Origin of the sequence: Paenibacillus sp. MB22_1 (genome assembly GCF_047200555.1) — a bacterium.
GTDB classification, from domain to species: domain Bacteria; phylum Bacillota; class Bacilli; order Paenibacillales; family Paenibacillaceae; genus Fontibacillus; species Fontibacillus phoenicis.
The window spans coordinates 310,641-334,536 of the sequence record NZ_JBLADV010000001.1 but is presented as its reverse complement, the minus strand read 5'-3'; the positions used below and the strand labels follow the sequence as shown (position 1 = coordinate 334,536).

At 46.2% G+C, this 23,896-nt stretch carries 15 protein-coding genes; 1 reads left to right on the top strand and 14 read right to left on the bottom strand.

Features of this window, described 5'->3' with window-relative positions; genetic code table 11:
• Nucleotides 1–25 precede the first annotated feature (25 nt).
• The 6 genes from ACL02P_RS01475 to ACL02P_RS01450 form a co-directional block, all read right to left on the bottom strand.
• Nucleotides 26–5,017: an S-layer homology domain-containing protein gene (locus ACL02P_RS01475; RefSeq protein ID WP_412836676.1), complete on the bottom strand. Its 4,992-nt coding sequence runs from the start codon at nucleotides 5,015–5,017 to the stop codon at nucleotides 26–28.
• A 92-nt stretch (nucleotides 5,018–5,109) separates the two neighbouring features.
• Complete coding sequence (locus ACL02P_RS01470) at nucleotides 5,110–6,780, bottom strand: sugar ABC transporter substrate-binding protein (RefSeq protein WP_412836675.1); 1,671 nt, start codon at nucleotides 6,778–6,780, stop codon at nucleotides 5,110–5,112.
• A 652-nt stretch (nucleotides 6,781–7,432) separates the two neighbouring features.
• Nucleotides 7,433–8,104, bottom strand: coding sequence for a carbohydrate ABC transporter permease (locus tag ACL02P_RS01465; protein WP_412837302.1), 672 nt, complete (start codon nucleotides 8,102–8,104; stop codon nucleotides 7,433–7,435).
• 56 nt (nucleotides 8,105–8,160) lie between these two features.
• On the bottom strand, nucleotides 8,161–9,066 hold the full coding sequence (locus tag ACL02P_RS01460) for an IS1595 family transposase (protein WP_412836674.1): 906 nt from the start codon (nucleotides 9,064–9,066) through the stop codon (nucleotides 8,161–8,163).
• 84 nt (nucleotides 9,067–9,150) lie between these two features.
• A complete protein-coding gene (locus ACL02P_RS01455) occupies nucleotides 9,151–9,342 on the bottom strand; it encodes a hypothetical protein (protein WP_412836673.1) in 192 nt (63 codons plus the stop codon).
• Between the two features lie 18 nt (nucleotides 9,343–9,360).
• A complete protein-coding gene (locus tag ACL02P_RS01450) occupies nucleotides 9,361–10,335 on the bottom strand; it encodes an ABC transporter permease (RefSeq protein ID WP_412836672.1) in 975 nt (324 codons plus the stop codon).
• 219 nt (nucleotides 10,336–10,554) lie between these two features.
• Between ACL02P_RS01450 and ACL02P_RS01445 the strand changes: the two genes are divergently transcribed.
• On the top strand, nucleotides 10,555–11,907 hold the full coding sequence (locus ACL02P_RS01445) for an IS1182 family transposase (RefSeq protein WP_412836671.1): 1,353 nt from the start codon (nucleotides 10,555–10,557) through the stop codon (nucleotides 11,905–11,907).
• 235 nt (nucleotides 11,908–12,142) lie between these two features.
• Here the strand turns inward: ACL02P_RS01445 and ACL02P_RS01440 are convergent, their stop codons facing one another.
• From ACL02P_RS01440 to ACL02P_RS01405, 8 genes are all read right to left on the bottom strand, one after another.
• On the bottom strand, nucleotides 12,143–13,651 hold the full coding sequence (locus ACL02P_RS01440) for a sulfatase (RefSeq protein WP_144870467.1): 1,509 nt from the start codon (nucleotides 13,649–13,651) through the stop codon (nucleotides 12,143–12,145).
• Between the two features lie 267 nt (nucleotides 13,652–13,918).
• The gene (dgoD, locus tag ACL02P_RS01435; RefSeq protein WP_412836670.1) at nucleotides 13,919–15,067 is read right to left on the bottom strand and encodes a galactonate dehydratase; all 1,149 of its coding nucleotides are present in this window, start codon (nucleotides 15,065–15,067) and stop codon (nucleotides 13,919–13,921) included.
• 286 nt (nucleotides 15,068–15,353) lie between these two features.
• On the bottom strand, nucleotides 15,354–17,819 hold the full coding sequence (locus tag ACL02P_RS01430) for a glycoside hydrolase family 2 TIM barrel-domain containing protein (protein ID WP_412836669.1): 2,466 nt from the start codon (nucleotides 17,817–17,819) through the stop codon (nucleotides 15,354–15,356).
• Between the two features lie 209 nt (nucleotides 17,820–18,028).
• On the bottom strand, nucleotides 18,029–19,495 hold the full coding sequence (aldA, locus tag ACL02P_RS01425; protein WP_412836668.1) for an aldehyde dehydrogenase: 1,467 nt from the start codon (nucleotides 19,493–19,495) through the stop codon (nucleotides 18,029–18,031).
• A 77-nt stretch (nucleotides 19,496–19,572) separates the two neighbouring features.
• Entirely contained in the window at nucleotides 19,573–20,346 is a 774-nt protein-coding gene (locus ACL02P_RS01420; protein ID WP_009225469.1) for an enoyl-CoA hydratase/isomerase family protein, read from the bottom strand.
• Entirely contained in the window at nucleotides 20,336–21,526 is a 1,191-nt protein-coding gene (locus ACL02P_RS01415; protein ID WP_009225470.1) for a CaiB/BaiF CoA transferase family protein, read from the bottom strand. Before ACL02P_RS01415 ends, ACL02P_RS01420 begins: the two co-directional genes overlap by 11 nt.
• Before the next feature lie 5 nt (nucleotides 21,527–21,531).
• Nucleotides 21,532–22,710 carry an ABC transporter substrate-binding protein gene (locus ACL02P_RS01410; protein ID WP_412837301.1) on the bottom strand — a complete coding sequence of 393 codons (1,179 nt, stop codon included), beginning with the start codon at nucleotides 22,708–22,710 and terminating at the stop codon, nucleotides 21,532–21,534.
• Nucleotides 22,711–22,742: 32 nt separating this feature from the next.
• Nucleotides 22,743–23,867 carry a CaiB/BaiF CoA transferase family protein gene (locus ACL02P_RS01405; RefSeq protein ID WP_412836667.1) on the bottom strand — a complete coding sequence of 375 codons (1,125 nt, stop codon included), beginning with the start codon at nucleotides 23,865–23,867 and terminating at the stop codon, nucleotides 22,743–22,745.
• Nucleotides 23,868–23,896: the final 29 nt, after the last annotated feature.

Sequence of the window (23,896 nt, the reverse complement as noted above, 5' to 3'; positions counted from 1 at the left end):
TCTCTCACGCATCTTTTATACCCAACTAGATTAAATCAGAATTGACAAGCAATCTACGAACGATCTCAGCTACTTCCGCTCTTGTGATGGCTGCCTTGGGCGCAAGTACATCCTCGCTTCTGCCCATAACAAGACCTGCCTTAATGCTGGATGCAATACCATTTTTCGCATATGTCGCCACTTCGGTTCCATCCTTGAATCTTGTCAGAATCTCATCCACTTCGGTCATGTCCGTAACAGCCTCATAACCGGTAATCTCCATTGCTCTTTCCATGATACTCATAACCTGTTCACGTGTGATGAGTTCATTCGGTCCGAATTGACCATTCGCATAGCCATTGATCAAGCCATACGTTGTTGCAGTATTCAAATAAGCTTCATACCAGCTTCCTCTGGCAATGTCGCTGTATGCCGATTCGCCTTCCTCTGCATTTAAGCCAAGAGCTCTTATTACAATAGCAGTAAACTCAGCACGGGTAATCGTGCGATCAGGCTCGAAGCGATTGCCCTCAACACCGGATATTATCAATCTGGATCCCAAGTCATTCACAGTGTTCTCTGCCCAATGTCCAGACACATCCTGAAAAGCGACAGGGTTCCAAATGACTGTGTAAGTGCCATTCGTCAGACTGTTCATAATTGCATAATAGCTGCCATCCTGTCTGACAATTCTAGTTGGAATCGGTTTTACTGTGCCATCCTCTTCCACCACTACCCCTGTTGTAATTTGAGTCTGGTTAACGCCTTCCGGAATGACGATGGATTTCTCAACAAACGTGTTGAATGTATCAACTTCAATCGTTTTCCCCTCATAAGTGTAAGTGATATTGAAATTCACAGGTGGGGACACAACTGTGAATCCCCCCTTCATTGCTGAGCTTTCCAGTGCCTTCGTGTCATCGGCAGCCGCTGAACTAATTTTCATATCAATGGATATATCCTCAAGCTTAACATCCGAGCCCAGTTCTTGAAATAATTCGATCATATTGATCTGCTGAACAGGAAGCTTATATGAGAAAGTATCGGTCCGTAGTTCAATAACAGCATTTTTCTGCTCCAGATCCTTCACACTCTGACCATTAAGCTTGCCGTGCACAACATCAGAGCTATTAGCAACAACAATCGTAATGATGGCGTCATTATCTATATTGCCCAGACTGTTCTTCAAGAGCTGCTGATCGACAGTAATCGTTGTAACCGTACGATCTCCCTCTTTTGTTGTAACCGATTCGGCAATATTGTCATGCTTCTTGCCATCCACCAGAACATCTACGTTAGCTGTCTGCGGAATACTTGGCATTGGATTAATCGGACTGTTATTGCCTCCAGGTGAAGTAGAAGTAGCAGTCTTTTGAAGAACAGTTACTTCAATATCCCTGGTTGTGCTTGCTGCTCCAATCGTGACGGTTGCTGTCAGCGTTACAATTTGATTCCCGCTTCCATATCTAGGTCGCGAAACTTCCCCGTCATTCGTCACTATCGACGGATGGCTGGATGTCCATGTAATGCTTGCATTATGCAATCCGACTAATGGCAACGAAATGTGTTTCGTTACAGCTTGTGCCGTATCTCCCTCTGCAAAGATTAATGAATCTGCCGACAACGCATCCGCCGCTTCGGCTGCCAGCTGCTCCTCAGTGGGCTCGTTCGGAACATTGCCTATAATTATTCTGTCAAAGGCAAGTGCTGCGTTTGTAACAGGTTCTTCTGTTGGAGAAAATACATAAAATCGAATGAACTTTATATTCTCTGTATCAATTGCCGTATTTCTTGGGAAATTGCCATCTGCAAGCCAGGTTCCTCCCGCAACGCCGAAATCTTCAATGCTGATGCTCCGCGAAGCGTTTGCTCCTAATGCATAATAATAAGTACCTTTAATGTCCGACGTGTCCGAAATTTCTACGCGCAGCTGTATCTTGTAATTTCTCAGATTCGTAACGTCGAATGTGAATGGATCCTCTCCCAGACTCCAGCCTTCCTCTGGCGCTGTGAAATCAAGACTGCCTGAGTATGTGCCTGTTGTATCCCATGCATAGGAGGTGAAGGACGTAAATTCTGTATGAAGCGCTTTGCTGCCGTCAGTCGCGCCTTGTGAGTCTGTCGTTGTCGTCACGGTATCGACATTGTACGTATAATCTACTGCTTCTCCGTCTTCAAAAGAGATTTTAGCTCCACGATTACCTGTAGGGGTGTCCTTCGTTTTCGTATATTGATCAAAGATCCCCATCGCCTTGGTCAGATCTTCTAGCGCTGTATTAATTTCGCTGTCTGTGGCCAAAGCATCCTGTGCAACAACCTCCGCTTTCATCACTTCAATGTTAAGCGTATCGTGAATATGTTTTTTCACCCATTTATTTCCTGGTTCAACTTCATTGCCTGTAGATGATACAACAGTTGACGAAAGCTTCGACTTGGCATCCGCGATAGAGGCAGTAAGCGCATCAGTAGCCACGCCTGTTGGAGCTTCCTGTTCATCGTACTGAATCATTTGTACACTTGTAATATAGCCGCCATCTTCCGGAATCGTAATGTGAATGGTGTTGTCCGCCAGCAGCTTACTCGCATCCAATTCAAATTCGGCAAAGGTTAGCAAATCACCCGGCTTGTTCGTGTACTCCAGATCCTTACTGAAGTTTTGCGTATTTGCCGGATTGTCCGGATTGACAACAACGGACATGTCCGTCGTAAATCCGCTGCCTGTTTTGCCGAAGCCTATGCGAAGCGTCGCTTTAGCTAGAGTTGTCGGCAAACTTTCAATCTTAAACACAGCAGGGGCATTTGGGCTTGTAGGCACAAGCTCCTCAGGAGCATACGCAAACTGTCTCTCCCACGTTTTCGTGAACGACGGATTGGAATCAAGCGTGATCTCGAAAACACTCATCTCCTGCACTCTCATGTACACGTTATCCAAATCTGCAACATTCTCTTCCTCATAGGTCAGCTTCCCCTTCTCAAGGAAGAAGTGCTTCCGTGTCACGCTTGCAATATTGGCATCTCCTGTGAAAACATTCAGATCAAGATTGACACGCTGCGTGTTGAGATTGTGAACGGCCACATATACCTTATCATTGTAGCGAACCGCATTCGTGTAGACCCTCTCCTGATCTGCTTCTGAAGGCAGGAACGCTCCCCGATAATCCTTCCACATGTCCAAATAAGCTTCCAGTGGCGTCATTTCTTCCATTAACCCGTTCATCGTTTCATTATATTTATAGAACGTATCGTTGGAGTTAGGGCGCCAGTTAATAATAGGATACAGGTATGGAACCAGCATGCCGATCGTATCGGAATAGTTCATGAAGCGCAGCATGTAGCCATTATGAGCAACCAGCTTCTGGAAATAGTCAGCATCACTACCGGCTGTATTATAAGTACCTTCCTCTGTAATATAGATGGGCTTCACATTATCCGTATTCACCATGTGAGCATTGAGCAAATCGAGTACCGCTTCCATTCGTCCGCTCAGGAAGCCATCCGAATTGTTCTCTCTGTCGTGAATAAACAAGTTCGAATTTTCATAGAAGTGGTGAGAGTACCAGTCCAGAGAATCTTTTGTTTCATCCATAAATTTCAACTGGGCACGCGCCTCGTCAAAATCATTTTTTTCCAAATACATGAATGCGCTTGACGGACCGCCGACTAATACATCTGGATTTTCCGCCTTAACTGCCTCAGCTACCTTGTTATGGAACTCGGACAAATAGCTCCAAGCCTGCTCCGGCTCCGACTGGAAGAACCACCATTCCTGCGGGATGGTCGATTCATTTTTGACTTCCACGTACTTGGGACCAAGTCCATCGAATCTGGTATCGATGCTCTTAATCAACTGGGCAGCTGCATCCGCTGCAGCATCAAAGTTCGAGTAAGACGGTGTGCCGAAATGCTCGGATTGACCGGAATTCGGGTTCTCCCACATCCACTTCGGCCATCCATCAAGTGTAAGCACATAATCTTTGCCAATTGATGGATATAAGCTTTCGAATTTATCAATAGCTGGCTGACTCTTCGCATAAATCTCTTTCGTCGTTGTAAAGTCCGCATAGCCAGGACGCTCCGAATCTTCCTTAAGACCAGCCCAGCTTGTCATCAGTGTGTAATGAAACGCGCCGCGGCCAGGAATAAACCCATAATCATTAGTTGTCTTGTGATAGGCCTCGTCCAGCACTGTGATTTCACCGCCTGCTTGCTCAACGCCGATCGGACCGCTATTCACATGATAGCGCTTGAACACCTCTTCAGGAAGCTTGTTGACACCGTTCATACTTAAATTTGTAAGCGCATCCACATCAACGGATACATCTAGAATCTCCTTGTCTCCTCCGAGAACAGTCCATGCGGATGTATCGAATTCCAACGGTACGCCTTCCTCTTCCCAATGATAGACACTTCGAAGCGTACCATTACCGACGATTTTCATTTTATAACCGTCATAAATGACGTCGCCGTTTTCATCCTTAATTAACCAAGGATGCGTAATTCCTTCTGTTGAGTTGGATTCCTGGAATCCCATCTTCGTATAGTTCGTATATAATCCTGTGACACCGTCTTTCCAGCCACCATTTTTGAATACCGTCCATTGTGTCTCAACGCCATTTGGGTCAATGACATAAAGCTCCATCGTTTGTGCAACGGAACCCTCGAATCGCACATCACCAAACAGACGCCATACTCTCGCATCCATCGCAGGAATGTCAATTGTCACCTGCCCATTAACCTCCAGGTATTCGCCTTCTGGATATTGCAAAAAATTAATACGCTGAATACGACTCTCTCCGTTTACACTTTTGAAATAGGATACCGCATTATCACCGAACAGTTGCTTGTAATGCTCGGCAACATCAGGAATCGTATCGAAATCAGCTTTATCAATTCTGATATTCTCTGGAAGCTCATCGCTTGCCTCAACCGCATAGCTTACAGTTGTCGGGCCTGCGAAACAAGATACAATCAGCAATACTGTACATAATAATACAGCCAATATTCGTTTAATATTTAAATAAGATTTCAACTTTTGCACACCATCCCATCTTAATTTTTGTTTGCGTTTTACATAGAGAACTCCCTCTGGCAACAGTGTTCCAGAGGAACTCCTCCTTATGAAAGCAATTATTATTGGGCACTGATGAAGCGGTCGTATGCTGTCTGATAAATACTGATTAACTCGTCAACCTTCATCTTATTCAGATCGTCCAGGTAGTTATCCCATTCCTCTTCTACCCCGCCTTCAAGCAGCCACTTGGCACTCGTTTGGTTAATGTAGCTGTTCAAATCGGTGTCCAGCGTTTTAATTCTTTGGGACTCCTCAGTAGTGAACATCACGCGAGGGAACGTTTCTGAAGTCATGTAAGGCAAATAATTTTCTTTGATACCGTCAATCTTGACTTTATCCTTTTCAGCCATTGCCAGTCGAGTACCATACGTATTCTCTAGAATCGCGTAAGGAGCTTCTACTGGTGCCGTCTTAAATACATATTCGTCAGTTGTCAAGCCGTCTGGTGCATCCTTGAGCGTCAAAGTACCATCCTTGTCTTCCAATGTCGTTCCAATTGGGCCCCAACCTGCTTCGATGGAGGTATCCGTTGCGTAGGACAGATCGATCCATTGCATTGTAAGCTCTGGATGCTGATTTTCGACTGTCATCGAGAAGGCAAACGGATTAACGCCCTGGTTATTATTCATTGTTTTTCTCCACACTTGATCCCCGTTCGGTCCTTTCAGAGCCGGAACAACAACATATTTCGGATCGTTGTCGACGCCGACTATAGAGAAAGCATTCCAGGCGAAGAAGCCACCCAGACGCTGTTCCGTTCCACTTCCTTTACCAAGAAGTTGATTTCGGTCTTGAGCAAGGCTCTCTTTATCAAATAATCCGTCCTCGAAGAAGGTATGGAAATATTTAATCGCTTCTTTGTACTCCGGCTCCTTCGCGGAGAAGACCACCTTGCCATCCTCGACGAAGATATGGGTAGCGGAGTCCGCTCTGCCGAAGGCTCCGAACAAAGAGCCGATGCCATTTACATTGTAGTTCGCAAAATCCCACAGGAAGGAGAACGGAATTTCGTCATTTTTGCCATTACCGTTCGGGTCCTGCGTCTTGAACGCTTCCAGAACGTTCCGTAGCTCTTCCATTGTTGTTGGCACTTCAAGTCCTAGATTATCCAACCATTCTTTGTTTAGATACATCATGTCGGGAGAGAGCCACAGCATCAGTTCACGGATGTTCGGTAATGAATAGATATGTCCGTCCGGCGCCGTCAACATGGCTTTATATTTTGGATTCTGCTCGATCAACGCTGACAGATTCGGCATTGTTTCCTTCGTAATGTATTGCTCTAGAGGAACCAGCATGCCCTGACCGCCATAGTTGATGACATCGTTGCCTGTCAGCGCAAGCGTTCCGTAGAAGGCATCAGGCAGCTCTCCGCTGGCAAGAATCAGATTGCGTTGCTCCTCACATTGTGAGAATTCGATGTCCGTCCAATCAATATGCACGTTTGTTTTCTCTTCATATTGCTGAAAAAAGTCCATTTCATCAAATGGTCCATTATTTGGATGCTTACAAGCTACCATCTCCAGCGTAACTTTCTCATCCAGTGGGAATACACTCTTCTCTGCGTCTCCATCCGTTGCTTCAGGCGATTGCGAAGCTTCTGATTGATCCGGTTCATTCGAAGTCGGTACATTTTCATTTGTGTTATTCCCTCCACAAGCGGATAACACACTCATGATCAAAACTACTGAAATAAATAAAGCTAACAACTTTTTATTTCGATTTTCCAATTCGACGACCTCCCAATTTATTGTTAAGCCTCCCGGAATTAAATTTTCCGCATCGGCTCCGACCTGACGTCCAGAGGCTTTTCTTCTTTCATCCCAAAACAGGAATGTGAACAAACTGTCCTCTGAACTTTTCAGAACGCCCCAATCATCGCTAAGAAGATATTTTTCTAACTCTTACGAAATTGGAGATTGTTTTGAAAGTTATATCTCGTTCTCGCCAGGACTACTTGACATTCGTAAGCCAACAATCTCATAAGAAGTACGACTCACTGGAAGAGTTACTGTTTTGCGGCACTTTTACAACGACCTGATCTTCTGGATCACGCAGATTGATCTGTCCGCCACCGCTTCCTTAATGCATTCGGCTTACGCTTCCTATCCCAGAGGCTACAAGCCTCAAGATCCAGCTGAAAAGTAAAACTATTATTCATTACGAGCCAGTCTGGAACGTCCCATCAATCTTCGAAAGCGATTACAAATTTCATGCATACCCTTTCATCGACGCCTCCTCCATATCGCCCCCCTTGTTTCGAACTAACACCCCTGCTGTATTTCCAAGATCCTAGATTGCAAATATACGCTTAAAGCAGTTGCAAATCTCGTTACTTCCAGGCGCTCACCTCCCTTTCATAATAACGTTTGATCTTCTGAATTACCCTTTAATGCTTCCGATCATAACGCCTTTGACGAAGTAGTTCTGCAGGAAAGGATACAGGATCAGCAGCGGCAGCGCCGCAATAATGATCATGCCGTATTTGATAAGCTCCGCCGTTCGAAGCTGATCCCCCACGGTAGATAGATCTGTCATCATGTCACTTTGGATCTGATTCTCAACCAGAATGGAACGAAGCACGAGCTGCAGTGGGAATAACTCTTGATCACGCAGATAGATTAATGCATTGAAGTAGGAGTTCCAGTGAGCAACACCATAGAACAAAATCATGATCGCGATGAGCGCCTGAGAAAGAGGCAGCACCATCTTCCAGAAAAACTTGGCATCCGAGCAGCCGTCGATTTTCGCTGCTTCTAGAAGCTCATCTGGAATTGTAGATTGGAAGAACGTTCGAGCAATAATGAGATTCCATGCACCCACGGCATTGGGAATGACCATCGCCCATACCGAATTCACCAAACCCAGTTCCTTGACTGTCAAGTAAGTTGGAATGAGACCTCCACTGAAAAACATCGTGAATGTAATGAAAAGCATAATCGAGTTGCGCCCCTTCATATCCTTCCGCGACAAAGCATAGGCCGCAGGAAGAGTGAGGCATAAATTAATAAAGGTACCTAATATTGCGTATACAAAAGAGTTTTTATAGCCAATCCATAGATTGTCGCTATCTAATATTTTTTTTGAATATCAAGTTAGCTCCGCTAAGGTCAAGATATGAGTTTCTGGTAGGTGATGGTGTCGGTTGAAACACAGGCTGTCAGCAGTCGATTGAACAACTGGCCTTCAAACCGTCTGCGGTTGGTGCGGAAGCAAAATTCATCCAAATACGCTTGCAGGTGCTTGGGAGCCAGACCATGATAGGTGCCGCCAATAAACGCTTTGGCATTGGAAATCATCGTGTGCAGCCATTTCAGATGATCGGGGTTTTCCTTGACGTTAAACTCGAGCGGCTGGTGATCGTAACCTTCCTCCGCGAGCTTGCGATACGAGCGGTACGCATCGCTGCTGATGGTGGCACCGGGCTCGATATGGTGCCGGGCAAAATCGACCAGCGTCTTGCCTTTGACATTCGGAATGACCTTCATTTTCACATATTTCGGCGCTCCTTTTCTGTCCAGCGATACGGCTGCCAGTACAGGGGTTTGTTCCGTGCCGCGACCGCGTTTGCCGCCTTCGGTCGGCGCCCCAAAGAACGCGTCATCCAGTTCGACCAAACCGGCCAGTTGGTAGTGGGCATCGCGATCTCCCATGGCTTTGCGAATCTTGTGAAGCATTAACCATGCTGTGGGGTAGGAGATTTCCAGTTCGCGCGAAAGGAAAACCGCGGAAACGCCGCGTTTATCGTGCGCCACAAGGAAAATCGCCCAGAACCAGGTCAGTAGCGGCGTATGGGATTTATGCATAATGGTGCCGGCGGTAACCGAAGCCTGATACTTGCAGCGCGTGCATTGATACAGCTTACGGCTTTCCAGAAAGTAGAACGCATCGTGCTCGCATTTGGGGCAACAGAAGCCGTTCGGCCAGCGAATCTGAAACAGATGCTCGCGGCATGCGTCTTCCGAATGAAATTTCTCTTGAAATCTCTTTAACGTCATCGCTTCTTGTTGTGCCATGCCAACCACTCCCGAACACTCGTTTGCACCTAGTATATCAAACAAATGTTCGTATGTGAAGGATTTGCTGAGGCAACTTGATATTCAAAATATTTTTTTGTATCCCTCTAAGCTGAACTTCTCCGGCCAGAACAATGTCATTTGAACTGCTCCGGGATCCGTAACAGAGGCCAATACTACGAAGTAGAGGGGATAGATAATGATGGCCAGTCCTGACAAAATCAACAGCATATTCACTCGATCGAACCAGATATCTGCTAGACTGCGTTTAAACATGTTGACCCTCCCCGCTTATTACCATAACGATGTATTTGAAGCTTTTTTTGCTATTTGATTAACCGTTAAAAGAATAATGAAATTAATGATGGAGTTGAATAGTCCTACAGCAGTCGAGAAGCTGTATTGGGCTCCGACCAATCCTGTTTTGTACACATAAGTTGAAATAATCTCTGATGAAGGAAGATTGAGAGATGTTTGCAGAAGATATACCTTTTCAAAACCAAGACTCATAATATTGCCTGTACTCAGAATCAGCAGAATGACTGCTGTCGGCATAATGCCGGGAATATCAATATGCAAGATCCGCTGAAATTTATTTGCGCCGTCCACAACAGCAGATTCATGAAGCTCGGGACTGATCGCCGTAAGCGCTGCCAAATAAATAATCGTTCCCCAGCCGGTATTCTGCCAGATCTCCGACAGCACATATACCGGTCTGAACCAATCCGGGTCCCCCATAAAAAATACGGGTTCTCCGCCAAACGCCTCAATGATTTTGTTGATCAAGCCTGTATCTGGCGATAAAAATAAAAACAGCATGCCTGCAATAACAACCGTCGAGATAAAGTGAGGTGCATAAATAACGGTCTGCACAAATTTTTTGAATTTCTTGTTCATTAACTGATTGAGCATCAACGCGAGCAAAATGGGAGCCGGGAAGCCCACTACAAGCTGCAGGACGCTGAGCTTGATTGTATTCAGAATAATTCTCTCAAACTCAAAGGAATTGAAGAATCGTTCGAAATGCTCGAATCCAACCCATGGGCTATCTGCTATCCCTTTAAAGGCTAGATAGTTCTTGAAGGCAATCTGAATACCATATAACGGTACGTAATGGAACAGCACATAATACAGTACGACAGGAAGCACAAACAAGTATAACTGGTAACTCTTCATCAGCCTCGAAGCCTTTTGTTTGAAAGGCAACTTGCGCTTAATGTCGGGAACATTCAACTGCCGGAATTCATTTACATTTTCCACAAAAAGCACTCCTTCTCTAGTAAGCCTGTAATCCTTAAATTCATTCCTCCCTAGAAAACGTTTACAATCTTCTGATAAAAATATTTATGAAACATATGAATCAATTTCATAAATCGAAAGTCTTGCTATGACTAGTATTTTAAGGCACATAAAAAGGAGAACCTCCCCAAATCTCGAAAAGGTACAGTAACGACACAATACCGAATGAGATGAAAGGATGAACTCCCTATGCCATATATTCGACATGAGAGCCTTTTTACCTTGCAAGAACTTTATAAAATGGAACAAAAAGATCGTTTTCGTGAAATCTTCGCTACGATCGACATCACTCCTATTTTGCGTTTGGTCAAGAAAACGTCGCGTTATGGTGCGCCTATTGAAGTGAATTACAGAGCAATGGTCTATTCATTGATCATCCGAATCATCGAACGAATCCCGACGATTAAAGATTTAATAAAACGTCTGCAGCATGACATCTTGTTCCGCTTGGATTGTGGCTTTATGTTGTCAGAATCTATTCCATCAGCGGCCTCTTATTCTAGGTTGGTGAATAGGATGAGCCAATGCGATGCGCTTGAAGAGATTCAAACCCAGTTGCTTACACAAGCGATGAAAGAAGGATTCATTACCGATGATACAGTTGCTATTGATGCTACCCATATCGAAGCACGAGACCAAGCACCTGTAAAACAAGACAAGGATAAGCAGGAGCCTAAAAAGCGTGGGCGAAAATCAAAGACTGAACGTGAAGCTTGGTTGAAACAAAAGCAAGAAGAAGAGGAACAAAAGCCTATCTTCGAGAAGGAAATTGCTGCACAACTTGAAGTATCTTTCCACGTGCTAAAAGATCAAATGCCACTTGATCCACAGTGGGGAGTCAAGAAAAACAGTGACGGGAAAAACACGTTCTGGTTTGGCTATAAAGGTCATTTGGCTGTAGGTACACGGAGTCAATATATTCTCGGAGCGATGCTCTCTTCTGGAAGTTTGAATGATGGTAAAGCCGCCATACCTCTCCTAAAAGGGCTTGTTTCACAGCATCCACAATTCAAATTCACCTATGCAACGATGGACGCAGGTTATGATTATGAAGCGATATACCGACAGGTTCGTAAAATGAAGGCACACGCCGTGATTGCCTATAACCGTAGGCGAGAGCCAGAACTTGTTGGATTTGACGAACACTTTGCGCCAACTTGTGTCAGAGAGCATTCGTATCGTTACGACAGTTATGATTCAAAGTATGAAACGCTGAAATATGTTCGTCCAAAAGAATGCGATCATTGCCCATTAGCGAAGGATACACTTTGTCAAAAGGTATACAAAATGAAGATCTCAACGGATCTAAGAAAATATACGGCACCAGCTCGTGGTTCGAAGCTATGGAAGGAAATCTCTAAGAAGCGATCTGCCGTAGAACGAGTAAATGCTTACTTAAAAGAATTCTTCCAATTGAACAATATACGACATCGAACCGGTCAAAAAGCGAAGTTTCATTTTAACTTGGTTGCACTGGTTTACAATTGTACAAAACTTGTATGTGATCGATTAAATCGTCATTTGAATGAACAAGCAGCATAATTTTCAAAAATGGATATGCACAAATTGGGCTAATCTGCGAATCTGTAACTATACATTATGAAATTGATTCATATTATCAATATTTTTATTGTTTAGTAATTAATCGAAACTAGTTTCGTTTTTATTATATTTGACCTAACGGTTATTGTCAATATCCCTATTAAAATGGAACAAAAAGAAAAGCTGTCTAGGAAAGTAAAAAAATCACTCTCCTAGACAGCCTTAGGCAAGTTGCTTATGCTCCTGTTATTCTAATCGTATCAAATCGATCGGTACGAATCAGCTCCCGCAACAACTGCTCCGTCATCGTATGCCGGACGTGCGCGTATTCCGGTTCGTTCCATAGATTGTTATGCTCGTGAGGGTCTGCCACAAGATCAAACAATAGCCCCTCTTCCGAATTGATAAACAACGTTAATTTAAATTGCTCTGCAACCAGAGTTCGCATACGGGTCGTCTCTGGAGCATACCAATCCTCATCATATTCAATCAATGCTGGTCGAGCAGACAGCTCCTTGCCCGCTTGAACAGCTTCACGCAGACTACGTCCTGGCAAGCCTAAAGGAGGTGCGCTGTATACGCCTCGAGTATCCATTACAGCCTGATCGATACCCGCAAAATCAAGAATAGTCGGCACAAAGTCAAGCAGGCTCACTACGCGGTCTCGATAGACGCCCTGTTTAGCGGCTTGGGGGGCTTTCCATATATACGGGACATTCAGTAGTTCCTCCCAAGGCCACTCCGCCTTGGTCAATAGACGATGGGAGCCCAAATATTCTCCATGATCAGCCATAAATACGATAACGGTGTTATCGTATAGCCCTAATTCCTTCAGCTTTTCCAACACCTCTCCTATACAGCTGTCCATATGCGTAATCATACCGTACGTTTGTGCCAATACTTCCCTTAAGGTCGTTTCATCGAACTGTGAATGACCAGGATGAACCTTCCGTAATCCCTTTAGCCAATCGATCGAATCCGCTTCATTCTCCCAGCCCTCCGGCAATGTCAGCGACTGTGGGTCATACATTTCACTATAAGGACGGCATGCAGCGAAAGGATGATGCGGATCGGGGAAGGAGCACCAAAGATAGAAGGACTCTTCCGGCTGAAGGTTCTCAAGGAAAGCCACAGAGCGGTTTGCAATCCACCGGTTGTAGTGCAGCGATTCAGGCAGATCAATCTTCCAGTTTTGCTCGTATAAAAGATTCTTCTCATAGGCTCCTGCCCGCAGTAGCTGCTGTCTCCCTCCCGGTAGCTCTTGTTCAAGCCATGTCAAATAATCGCCGTAGCAGTCTACATGTCCGCCTACACACTCTGTCGTTTGGTAGCCATAATAACCACTTGGCAATGCTGTAATTTCCCCGGATTCCCACCGTTCCCTGCTCTCCCAGGAGAAGGCCATCTCCTCTCCATTACTTACAGAGCCGATCGGCTGATGATGCAGCTTGCCGACGGCATGCGTCCGATATCCTGCCTCAGCGAGTACCCCTGGCAGTGTAGGCAACTGCTCGGGGACGGCGTTGCCATTCGTCAAGCAGCCGTGCTGTCTGGGAGTCAACCCCGTCAGCAATGTCGCACGCGACGGCATACACACTGGATTGTTGCAATATGCTCTAGCGAAGGAAACGCCTTCACGTCCCAACTGATCCAGATTCGGCGTTCGCACATCGGGATGTCCATGCAGTGACAGTGTACGAGCTTGCATCTGATCTGCAACAAATATAAGAAAGTTAGGCTTCATCTATATTCCTCCATTCATTCTTTCATCACATTACCACTAAGATACCAGGAGCGCTCAGTGCTTTGTTGAAGCAAGCCTTAATATTATCCAATGACTCATGCACTATCCAGGCCTGCTTCACGAACGCCCCGTTGACCAGAGGACAGCAAGAACTCTATTGTTCTGACAATGTATAGCTGATCCGAATTCAAGCCCATGACAACAATATGCCAAATGCCACCATTGGACAGCGGTTTCCTGCACAATCCCCTTATCCGAATACCTTTTTTACCATTCTGCATAGGATCCGTCTTCATTGCGCCAAATAGGTGAATGCCAATTATGGCCTTTTTTCGCAGCTTCTCTAACAGCCTCCTCATTAATGGCAATACCAAGACCAGGCTTGTCAGACACACGAACATAACCGGCTTCATATTGGAATATGTCCGGATCTATTAAGTAACCCGGAACATCGCTACCTTGATTATATTGAATACCTAGCCCTTGTTCCTGAATAACGAAATTCGGCGTGCAATAATCGACCTGGAAGCAGGAAGCCAGTGCAATCGGTCCAAGCGGGCAATGCGGCGCCAGACTAACGTCATAAGATTCCGCCATAGCTGCGATCTTCTTCGTTTCCAAAATACCGCCAGCATGAGAGAGATCCGGTTGTATGATATCTACGTAACCATCCTGCAACAGCTGTTTAAAGCCCCAGCGTGTGTACATTCGCTCGCCCGTTGCAATAGGTGTATTCGTCATTCTTGCAATCTCCCTAAGCGCCTCATTATGCTCCGGCAACACAGGCTCCTCAATAAACATTGGCCTGTATGCCTCCAGTTCCTTCACTAGAATCTTGGCCATAGTCTTATGAACACGGCCGTGAAAATCAACCGCAATTCCCACGTCTGGCCCGACAGCATCCCGTACTGCCTGCATTCGTTCCACTGCCTGATCAATTTTCCTATATTCATCTAAATAATGAAGCTCTTCCGTCACATTCATTTTTAGCGCCTTGAAGCCAAGAGCTACCTGCTTCTGAGCATGACTGCTCACATCACTTGGCCTGTCTCCTCCAATCCAGGCGTATACTTTGATTTTATCGCGAACCGATCCGCCAAGAAGATCGTAGATAGGTGCGTCATAATATTTGCCTTTAATGTCCCATAACGCTTGCTCAATGCCGGAAATCGCACTCATGAGAACGGGACCTCCCCGGTAGAAGCCGCCGCGGTACATGACCTGAAAGTGGTCCTCGATCTTGAGCGGATCCTTCCCTATCAGATAGTCCTTCAACTCCTCGACTGCTGCCCTAATGGTAGAAGCTCTTCCCTCCAAAATAGGCTCTCCCCAGCCTTCAAAGCCCATATCGGTGCTAATCTTCACGAACAACCATCTAGGCTCGATCTGGAATAATTCCACAGCTTTAATTTTCATAATATGAACCTCCTTTAAAATACGGTTCTCTTCCAATTGCATATATTGAGGATTGCGGATAATCAAGACATTCTACGAGCAACATTTCTTCATGACATTGGTCAGAGAGCCAAGCTTCTCAATCTTTACAGTAACGATGTATCCATCCTTCAGCCATACCTGACTATACATTCTATAAACTACAATGACGCCTTACGGCGTCCAGGTAAGGAGAAGATCAGATTATAATGAACAACAGGAGAAAAGCATGTCAGTTCAAACGGATGACCTCCCTTGAAATGGATTACTACTCGATAACGCTTACATTACACGTATTGGATACGCTATGAATATGAGTGCATACAGCCCGGATCATGAGATTTCCTGGCACAGAGCCTTGCACAATGAGCAGTCCTCTGCCCAGCTCCGTCATAAGGCGAGTGCTCTGATAAGGTTGTACGTTATCGGAGCTTCCATTGTCCACCCCAAGAATTCGGCATTCGCCCTCCACCTCAAATTCAAGCTCTACATTCTGGTTTGTAATAGCATGCCCCTTGGCATCCACTAACTGCACGGTTACATGAACGACACTGTCTGAATCGATTCTAATCGTATCCTTATCTGCTAGCAGCTTGATAGAATGCACAGGCCCTACCGTATAAAGCTTCGAATCAACTACCTTTCCGCCTTGTCTGCCAATGGCTTTCAATTCTCCAGCGCCATAAGGCACAGCCCACTTGTAGATATGATCCTCAAATTGTTCAAGACGCTTCGTAGCAAGCAGCGAATCGTTCAGATACAACGATACCTCCTCACAGTTCGAATAAACCTCGACTACAACGATCTCCCCATCCCGATAGTTCCAATGCGAATTCACGTCGTGCCAGAACCAAACCCGCTGCTGCCAGCCACCCGGATTCTTCTCTACCAGCTCACCGGATTCATCTAGCCTGTACAAGGATTTCTCCAGAACCTGCGTTGCCAGATGAAGATGCGGTTCTTCATTCCATAGGCTCTTGAACATATGATAAGAAGGCTTCTCGAATCCAGCAAAGTCCAGAAGACCGAGATTCGACCCTTTCCGAGGCCAAGGCTTCTGAATAGCTTCTCCAATATGATCAATGCCCGTCCAGAGGAAAATTCCCGGAATATATTCTCTCTCCAGAACTGCCTTCCATTCATGCCACTGGGCCACATTCTCTGTTCCCATAATCGGCTTGTCCGGATAATGATGGTGCCCATAATCATAGATAACTCTGCGATAGCTGTACCCTGCTATATCCAATTCGTCGATAAATCCCGATTCGTAGCTGGCGCTAGGCAGGATGCAATTTGCTGTAACAGGTCTTGTTGTATCCAGCTCCTTGGTCCAGCGAGTCAAGAGCCGGGCTGTTTTGTCAATATCATACGCATCTCTTGGCAGCTGCTGAATGATCTCACGTATTTTATCCTTCCCGTTAGGCGGCAGTGTCCAAAAATAATTGCCTGATGCATTCATGCCAAAATATCCTGTTGCCTCATTATATTTCGGATACGTCCACTCAATTTCATTGCCAATGCTCCACTGGAATATGCAAGGATGGTTGCGATCCCGCAGTACAGTATTCTGAAGGTCCTGTTTGGCATATTCACGGAAGTATTCAGCATGTCCACGAGTAATATAATCAACCTTCTGTTCCCCGCCATTACTTCGCTTATCCTTCGGATTATCCCATTCATCGAAGAACTCCTCTTGGACCAGAAAGCCCATCTCGTCACATAAATCCAGGAAATCTTCCGACGCAGGGTTATGGGCCGTTCTGATCGCATTGCATCCGCATTCCTTCAGCTTCTCCAATCTGCGTCTCCATACATCCAGAGGAACAGCTGCTCCTACCAACCCACCATCATGGTGGAGATTTACACCCTTGATCAAGGTATTCCGTCCATTGAAAAAGAAACCTTTGTCCGGATCAAATCTGAACTCTCGAATCCCTATAGTGTCCTCTACAGTCTGAATGATTCGCCCGCTTGTTACAACTTCAACACTTACACGGTACAGCTTGGCTGCATGAATCTCCCATCTCTGCGGATTTGGGATCGTCCATTCTAATGAAAGCTCCTCCGATTGATTCGCTGCTAGGGAGCAAGTCTTGACTTGCTTGGCCACAAGCTGATTATCAGGGCCAAAGATTTTGCCGATAATTTCAGCTTGCTTGCTAACAGCTTCATCATTCTGCAACGTTATTCTGCCTTGCACAAGTGCTGACGAGTCACTCACTACCGGCGTTGTATAATAGGTGCCCCATACTGGGATATGCAGCTTCGGAACAATATGAAGGGCTACCTTTCGATAAATGCCTGAGCCCGTATACCACCTGCTGTCCGCATATCGGGAATGATCAACCTTCACGGCAATGATATTTTCTTCACCTATGTCATTCAGGTAATCGGTTACATCCACCAGACATGGCGAATAGCCGTAAGGGTGGAAACTCACAAGTTCCCCATTGCAGTATATGCTTGCTCGATTATATATACCGTCGAAGTTAATAATTACCTTGCTTTGGTCCATCTCAGGTGTTGTCATAAAGCGCTTTCTATACCAACCAATGCCGCCAGGCAGATAACCAGTGCAGGCTTCTCCTTTCTCTTGATCGAAGGGAAATTCCACACTCCAATCATGGGGTAGACTTAATGTTCTCCACGAGGAATCGTCGGTCGCCAGCAGGTGTGGAGCCTCTGGCTCCCCTAACATAAACTTCCAGTCCTGAATAAAAGGAATACCTCTCATCTCTTATCTCTCCCTTGATCTATCCTCATCTATAAACGCAGCGCTCGACACAGAGAAAACTTGTTCTTCGTGCGCCATTATACGATCCTTCTGATTGATACAATCATAAATTCAACCATTGGATCAATGTAAAGAAGGATGTCGTCTCCTTCATCACCCAATCCTAATAGGGAATCAGCCTGCGGTCGGTAAACCGCAGGCCAATCTCATTACTTATAATTCAAGTAGACAACACGCTTCTGCATATAGCCTTCCAGTCCGTATTCTCCATCCTCGCCGCCTAGACCGCTCAGCTTATGTCCGCTATGATAACCTTGCATACAGCCCGACATGCCTTGATTAACGAACACGGTGCCAACCTGAAGCACGTCAGTACCGTGCATCATCTTCTTCATATCGCTTGTGAACAAGTAAGCAGACAAGCCCAGCTCACTTGAATTGGTAATTTCAATCGCTTCTTCGAAGCTGGAGATTTTTACAATCGGCAGTACCGGACCGAATATTTCCTTCTGTGCTGCAGCCATATCCGGTTTCACATCAACAAGAACAGTTGGCTCGTACCAGTAGCCTTTATCGAAAATGCCGCCAGTTGGACGTTTGCCCCCTGCCGCTACTTTGGCGCCTTGTGCGACCGTTTCTTGAACAATTTCTTCGATCTTCTTCAGATCATTGCCATTCGCTTTTGGCCCCATCGTTACACTGCTATCGAAGGGATCTCCAACTTTAATCGATTTCATATGCTCCAGCAGCTTGGCTGTGAAAGCTTCGGCCACCTGTTCGTGAACCAGCACCAGCTCATTGCACACACATACCTGTCCGCAGTTCGCGAATCTTGCGGAAACTGCTGCTGCCGCCGCCTGGTCAATATCCGCATCCTCCAGAACGATGAACGGAGCTTTTCCGCCGAGCTCCAGTGACAAAGCTGTAATGTTATCGGAAGCGGCCTTGTAAATTTGTTGACCTGCCCGTACACTGCCGGTAACAGTTACCAGCTTTGTAATCGGACTGCTTACCAGAAGCTGTCCTACCTCAGCTCCTGTGCCCGTCACGAAGTTCGCTACTCCTGGAGGGAAGCCTACCTCATGAATCAGGTTGAAAAATTCAGCCGATGCGATCGGCGTCAGCTCATGTGGTTTAATAATCATAGTATTGCCTGTCACCAGTGCCGGGCCAAGCTTTCTGCCGATCAAGGCTAACGGATAGTTCCACGCACATAAGCCAATAGTGACACCGTAAGGAACCTTGCGAATTTGCAGCATTTCTCCTTCCTTATTGGATGGAAGGATATCTCCTTTAATTTTGTTGGCTGATTCCACCGCGTACATCATATAAGCCATCGTATCGTCCACTTCACCAAGCGCTTCACGGTACGTCTTGCCCTGCTCCATCACAAGAAGCTTGGCAAGAAACTCTCGCTTCTCCTTCACCTTCTCAACCAACTTCACCAAATAAGACGCGCGCTTCACAGAAGGGAGCGCTTGCCAAGCCTGTTGAGCCCGCTCAGAAGATTCCAGTGCCCTCTGTACATCCTTGGCAGTAGCATCGCTCACAAGCCCAATCACTTCTTCATTCGCTGGATTCTGCACCTCAATTAGTCGTTCCGAGGCAGAATCCACCCATTCACCGTCAATATATAAACGATAATATTCCTGTCCATTGCGATTGCCCTTCATCATGTATACCCATCTCCTTTAATTATTATAGTGAGGTAGTAAGAATAAAAATTTTCTAACAGGGCTTTCTTCTACGAACTTTACATCCCCTTGAATTCTGGAGCTCTCTTCTCCTTAAAAGCTGCCTTTCCCTCTTGCGCATCCCTGGTTGTGAAGCAGAAGGAGAACAAACTGTTCTCGTATTGCAAGCCTGCATCAAGCGGCATATTCATAGCCGCACGAAGCGCAAGCTTAGCGTTCTCTACAGCGATTGGACTGTATCCGGCAATTGTGTGCGCTGTCTCGTAGACAAGCTTTTTCAACTGATCTAACTCAACGACCTGCTCTACCAATCCACAACGCAAAGCCTCTTCTGCCGTCAATAGTCTGCCCGTTAAGACCATCTCTGCAGCCTTCCCTGCGCCTACCACTCTCGGCAGTAGCTGTGTGCTGCCGCTGCCTCCGATCCAGCCCAGCTTTATTTCACCTGCGCCAAACTTAGCATTGGAAGAAGCTATGCGAATATCTGCATGCAAGGCAAGCTCGAGTCCCCCACCAATTGCATAGCCATTGACCATTGCAATTACGGGCTTGCGAATGCTGCGAATCGCCATACAATAATCGTCGCGGTTACGCAGATCCCATGGACTTCCGTAATCGTCCAATACCTCAATATCACTTCCAGCCGAGAAGCTTTTCTCACCCTCGCCAGTCAAAACGACGACCCTTATCCTTTTGTCCCTATTAATTTCCTGACAAAGAAGACTCAACCTCTCACCCATCGCACGAGTGACAGTATTCAGTTTGTCTGGCCTGGATAGGGTAATCGTCCCGATATAGTTGTCAACCTCATACCGAATATCATTATTCTCCATCGATCAACCCCCTATCATCGTTTACTTTGGAAGCCTCGAGCCCGAAATCCTTATTAATTTGTGCAGTATGTTCGCCGACAGGAGGCGCTCCCTTTACATGTTTAAGAAGTTGGCCGTTCACCCTAGCCGGATACCTGGTCGTCTTGAACACAGCTCCACTTGGCCTTACGACCTCCTGGAACATATCCAGTACTTTAATTCCTTCATGCTGGAGAGCTTGCTCCCAATCAAACACCTCTGCGCACCAATAATCAGCCCGCTCCAAAATATCGAGCCAGTGCTTTGTCGACCTCGTCTTCAGATGACAATTCAATAATTGCTTAATGGTATCTCGCTCATCGAACCAGGACTCCTGCTCTGTATATTGGAGCAGCTCTTCGCACTGTAGCAGCTTTCCTAGCGTAAGAATGGAGCCCATAGCCAAAGCGATATACCCATCCTTTGTTTCATAGATGCCATACGGTGCGCCTAAATAGGCATGCGCATTGTGGAACCCACTCCGCTTGGGAAGTTCTCTAGGCTCCTTGTTCATATAAGCACTCAGCACTTCAAATTGAAAGTCTAGCGCTGCCTCCATCAGACTAATTTCTACAAACCCTCCGACACCTGTTTTCTCCCGCTTATACAGCAAGCCAAGTAAGGCCTGAACAAATATCGAGCTTGTATGCAAATCGATTGTTGCCAGTCCGAAGGGGACCGGTGGCTGTTCGGCATCGCCGTTCAGCCATGCGAGACCGGACAATGATTGCACGAGCAAATCCTGTCCCGGTTTGTTCTTCCAGGGACCTTCCACACCATAGCCGGTAATACTGCCGTATATAATGCCAGGATTCAGCTCCTTAACTGACTCATAGTCCAGACCTAGCTTCTGCATCGTGCCGGGACGAAAATTTTCTATGACTACATCCGCCTTCTGTATCAGCTGTTTGACTCTAACGAGATCGGCCGGATCCTTCAGGTTGGCAGCATAGCTCTCTTTGTTCCGATTCATCGATTGGAATACGGTACTCTCCCCATCGACCCGAAGATTAGACAAGGTTAATTGACGGCTTCCATCGCCCGCATTCGGTCGTTCGATCTTGATGACTCGAGCCCCCAGATCAGCTAGCCGAAGCGCAGATACAGGTCCTGCCAAATATTGACTGAAATCCAATACAACGATATCCTCTAATAGCTTCATCCTGTTCACCTCCTCCCTTCCTGATATTCACGTCTGATTTGCATATGCATTTCGTTTAAGGTTTGAATGACCATTTGTCGTTCAGGTGTTTGATTCATTAGTCGATAACGAATCAGATTACCCGCCTGCTCCTGGAAGCTGATATAGCCATGGAATCGAGGTCTCAGCGAGCCATGCATCAATGTCTCCAATGTACGCTCGAAGAAACCTCCGGACATACGATTCACCTCGGGATCCAGCCACGCTTCCCGATGACCAGGCTGACCATCATTCAAGAAAAACGACGTTCGTTGGAAGGAAGGAGACGCCACCATAACTGCAAACTTCGCAGCTATATCGACATACCGACATTTCGACGAGATCGCAAGTCCCACGCCGCCAATCATGCTTCCGCTTGGCACACCGCTGTCAGACGGAATATTGCCGAAACTCGTGACGAATGGTCTAAAACCTTCTCTTGCATAATTGGAATAGCCGTAAATAAGCGGGACGTACGCAATTTCATTGCTGGTTCCCATGAGATCCAGCATTTGAATGGGATCATGATGAACCGATTCCGAATGAAGATACGGCATCAAGTCTTCCATTAGCGCGAGCGCCTGCTCCCCTACCTCCATAGGAAGATCAATGCCTTCACTCCAGTAAGCCCGGTTTGACAGCTGTGCACATAAAGTAAAGAAGGTCGAATAGGCATGTACTGGAACCAACGGAAGACCAATATACTGTCCCTTCGGCAGCTTCTTGACAATCGACAGCACATCGCTCCAGCTTCGGGCAGGCTGCAGTCCAGCCTGATCCAGCAAATCCTGCCGGTATGCGCTGACTTGAGCTGCTGCATCCACAGGCAACGCCCACTGTTTCCCTTCATACGTATAACTGGCATAGCTCAGACCTGTCGAATGAATCTCCTGATCCTGCAGGAATGCTTCCTCTACTAGACCATTCAAGGGCAGCAGCAGCTGCTTCGCTACCGCAGTTCCAATATGAGGGTGATCAATCATAATGAAATCATACTTATCTGCAAGCAGCTCAAGCGGATAAAGCTCGAAATCCGATAAAGAACGCGCATCCCATTCAATCTCGACGTCCGGCTCCAGCTTGCGAAATGCCTCTGAGGCGGCTAGCAATGGGTTCAAGCCTCGCTCATGAGACCAGGTCATGCCTTTCAATTTCAATTTTATCACCATCTCTACAAGGTTTAATCATAAATGTACAGTTACGAATGAGATAGCCATTCGAATTCGATTTCACCGTTATGCTCACCGATGTGAGGTGCTCCCCTTGAGGATTGCAGCCGGTAGCTATTCAAACGAATGGGACAAGAAAGCGCAGTCAATCGAGTACCGTTACTTCTATAAATATTCTGTGTAATATTCAGCTCGAGGAACGCCTCCTGCCCCAGAAGTTGTTCCCAGTTAAGCAACTCCTCACAAGCAATGCCGGCTTTCCTCAGTTGAATGCACCAGTAGTCTGCAGGCTTTGTTAGTAATAATTGTTGTATGCTGTCAGCTGTCACTTCGTTGATTGTTGCCGAAGGGAAGTGTGCTGCTAACGCTTCCACCAATTCATACAGAGACATTTCTTCTAACGCTATATATTCGGTAGCTGTAGGATACAGGCCTTTTAACCATCGGCTGGATTCAGATTCTCCAGCACCCTCGTTAGAGCACCTGCCCGGCATCCACTTCTCATCCCAGATCTCTTGCATGACGTCCAAGGTAGATTCCAGCATATTAACCTCTACCAGTGCGCCTGCCCCTTGTACAGATCGACGCACAAGAGCTGCCAGAATGCCTTGCACAAGATGTGCACCGGTCATCATATCTGCGATGGCAAGACCGAATGGGATGGGCCTGCGTATCGCATCATCGCGGTGCAGCCAGGATAGACCAGTGAACGCCTGCATAAGCAAATCCTGTCCTGGTCTCCCACGAAGAGGAGTATCCCATCCATATCCGCTAATAGAACCATAGATGAGAAACGGATTGATCTCCTTTACCTCTTCATATCCGAATCCAAGCTTCTCAATGACACCCGGTCGAAAGTTCTGGATCATAATATCCGCATGGCTTAACAATTTCCTCACCTTTTGTCTGTCCGATTCTGATTTCAAGTCGACAGCATAACTTTCCTTGTTCCGATTAATCGAATGAAACAGCGTACTGTCCCCGTCCAGCTCCATATTAGATATATACAATCTTCTGCATATATCCCCACCGTCCAGACGTTCAATCTTAATGACTCTTGCTCCCAAATCTGCTAATCGCAAGCCGGCATACGGACCGGACAGGAATTGACTGAAATCAAGAACTAATAAGCCCTCCAACGGTCTCGGTATCATGACATCTCACTCTCACTTCGACTTAATCT

What these genes read in the sequence shown, in the direction of transcription:
- ACL02P_RS01460 (WP_412836674.1), bottom strand. Translation starts at nt 9,066, where the DNA reads ATGGCACAACAAGAAGCGATGACGTTAAAGAGATTTCAAGAGAAATTT.
- ACL02P_RS01455 (WP_412836673.1), bottom strand. Translation starts at nt 9,342, where the DNA reads ATGTTTAAACGCAGTCTAGCAGATATCTGGTTCGATCGAGTGAATATG.
- ACL02P_RS01445 (WP_412836671.1), top strand. Translation starts at nt 10,555, where the DNA reads ATGCCATATATTCGACATGAGAGCCTTTTTACCTTGCAAGAACTTTAT.
- ACL02P_RS01440 (WP_144870467.1), bottom strand. Translation starts at nt 13,651, where the DNA reads ATGAAGCCTAACTTTCTTATATTTGTTGCAGATCAGATGCAAGCTCGT.
- dgoD (WP_412836670.1), bottom strand. Translation starts at nt 15,067, where the DNA reads ATGAAAATTAAAGCTGTGGAATTATTCCAGATCGAGCCTAGATGGTTG.
- ACL02P_RS01430 (WP_412836669.1), bottom strand. Translation starts at nt 17,819, where the DNA reads ATGAGAGGTATTCCTTTTATTCAGGACTGGAAGTTTATGTTAGGGGAG.
- aldA (WP_412836668.1), bottom strand. Translation starts at nt 19,495, where the DNA reads ATGATGAAGGGCAATCGCAATGGACAGGAATATTATCGTTTATATATT.
- ACL02P_RS01420 (WP_009225469.1), bottom strand. Translation starts at nt 20,346, where the DNA reads ATGGAGAATAATGATATTCGGTATGAGGTTGACAACTATATCGGGACG.
- ACL02P_RS01415 (WP_009225470.1), bottom strand. Translation starts at nt 21,526, where the DNA reads ATGAAGCTATTAGAGGATATCGTTGTATTGGATTTCAGTCAATATTTG.
- ACL02P_RS01405 (WP_412836667.1), bottom strand. Translation starts at nt 23,867, where the DNA reads ATGATACCGAGACCGTTGGAGGGCTTATTAGTTCTTGATTTCAGTCAA.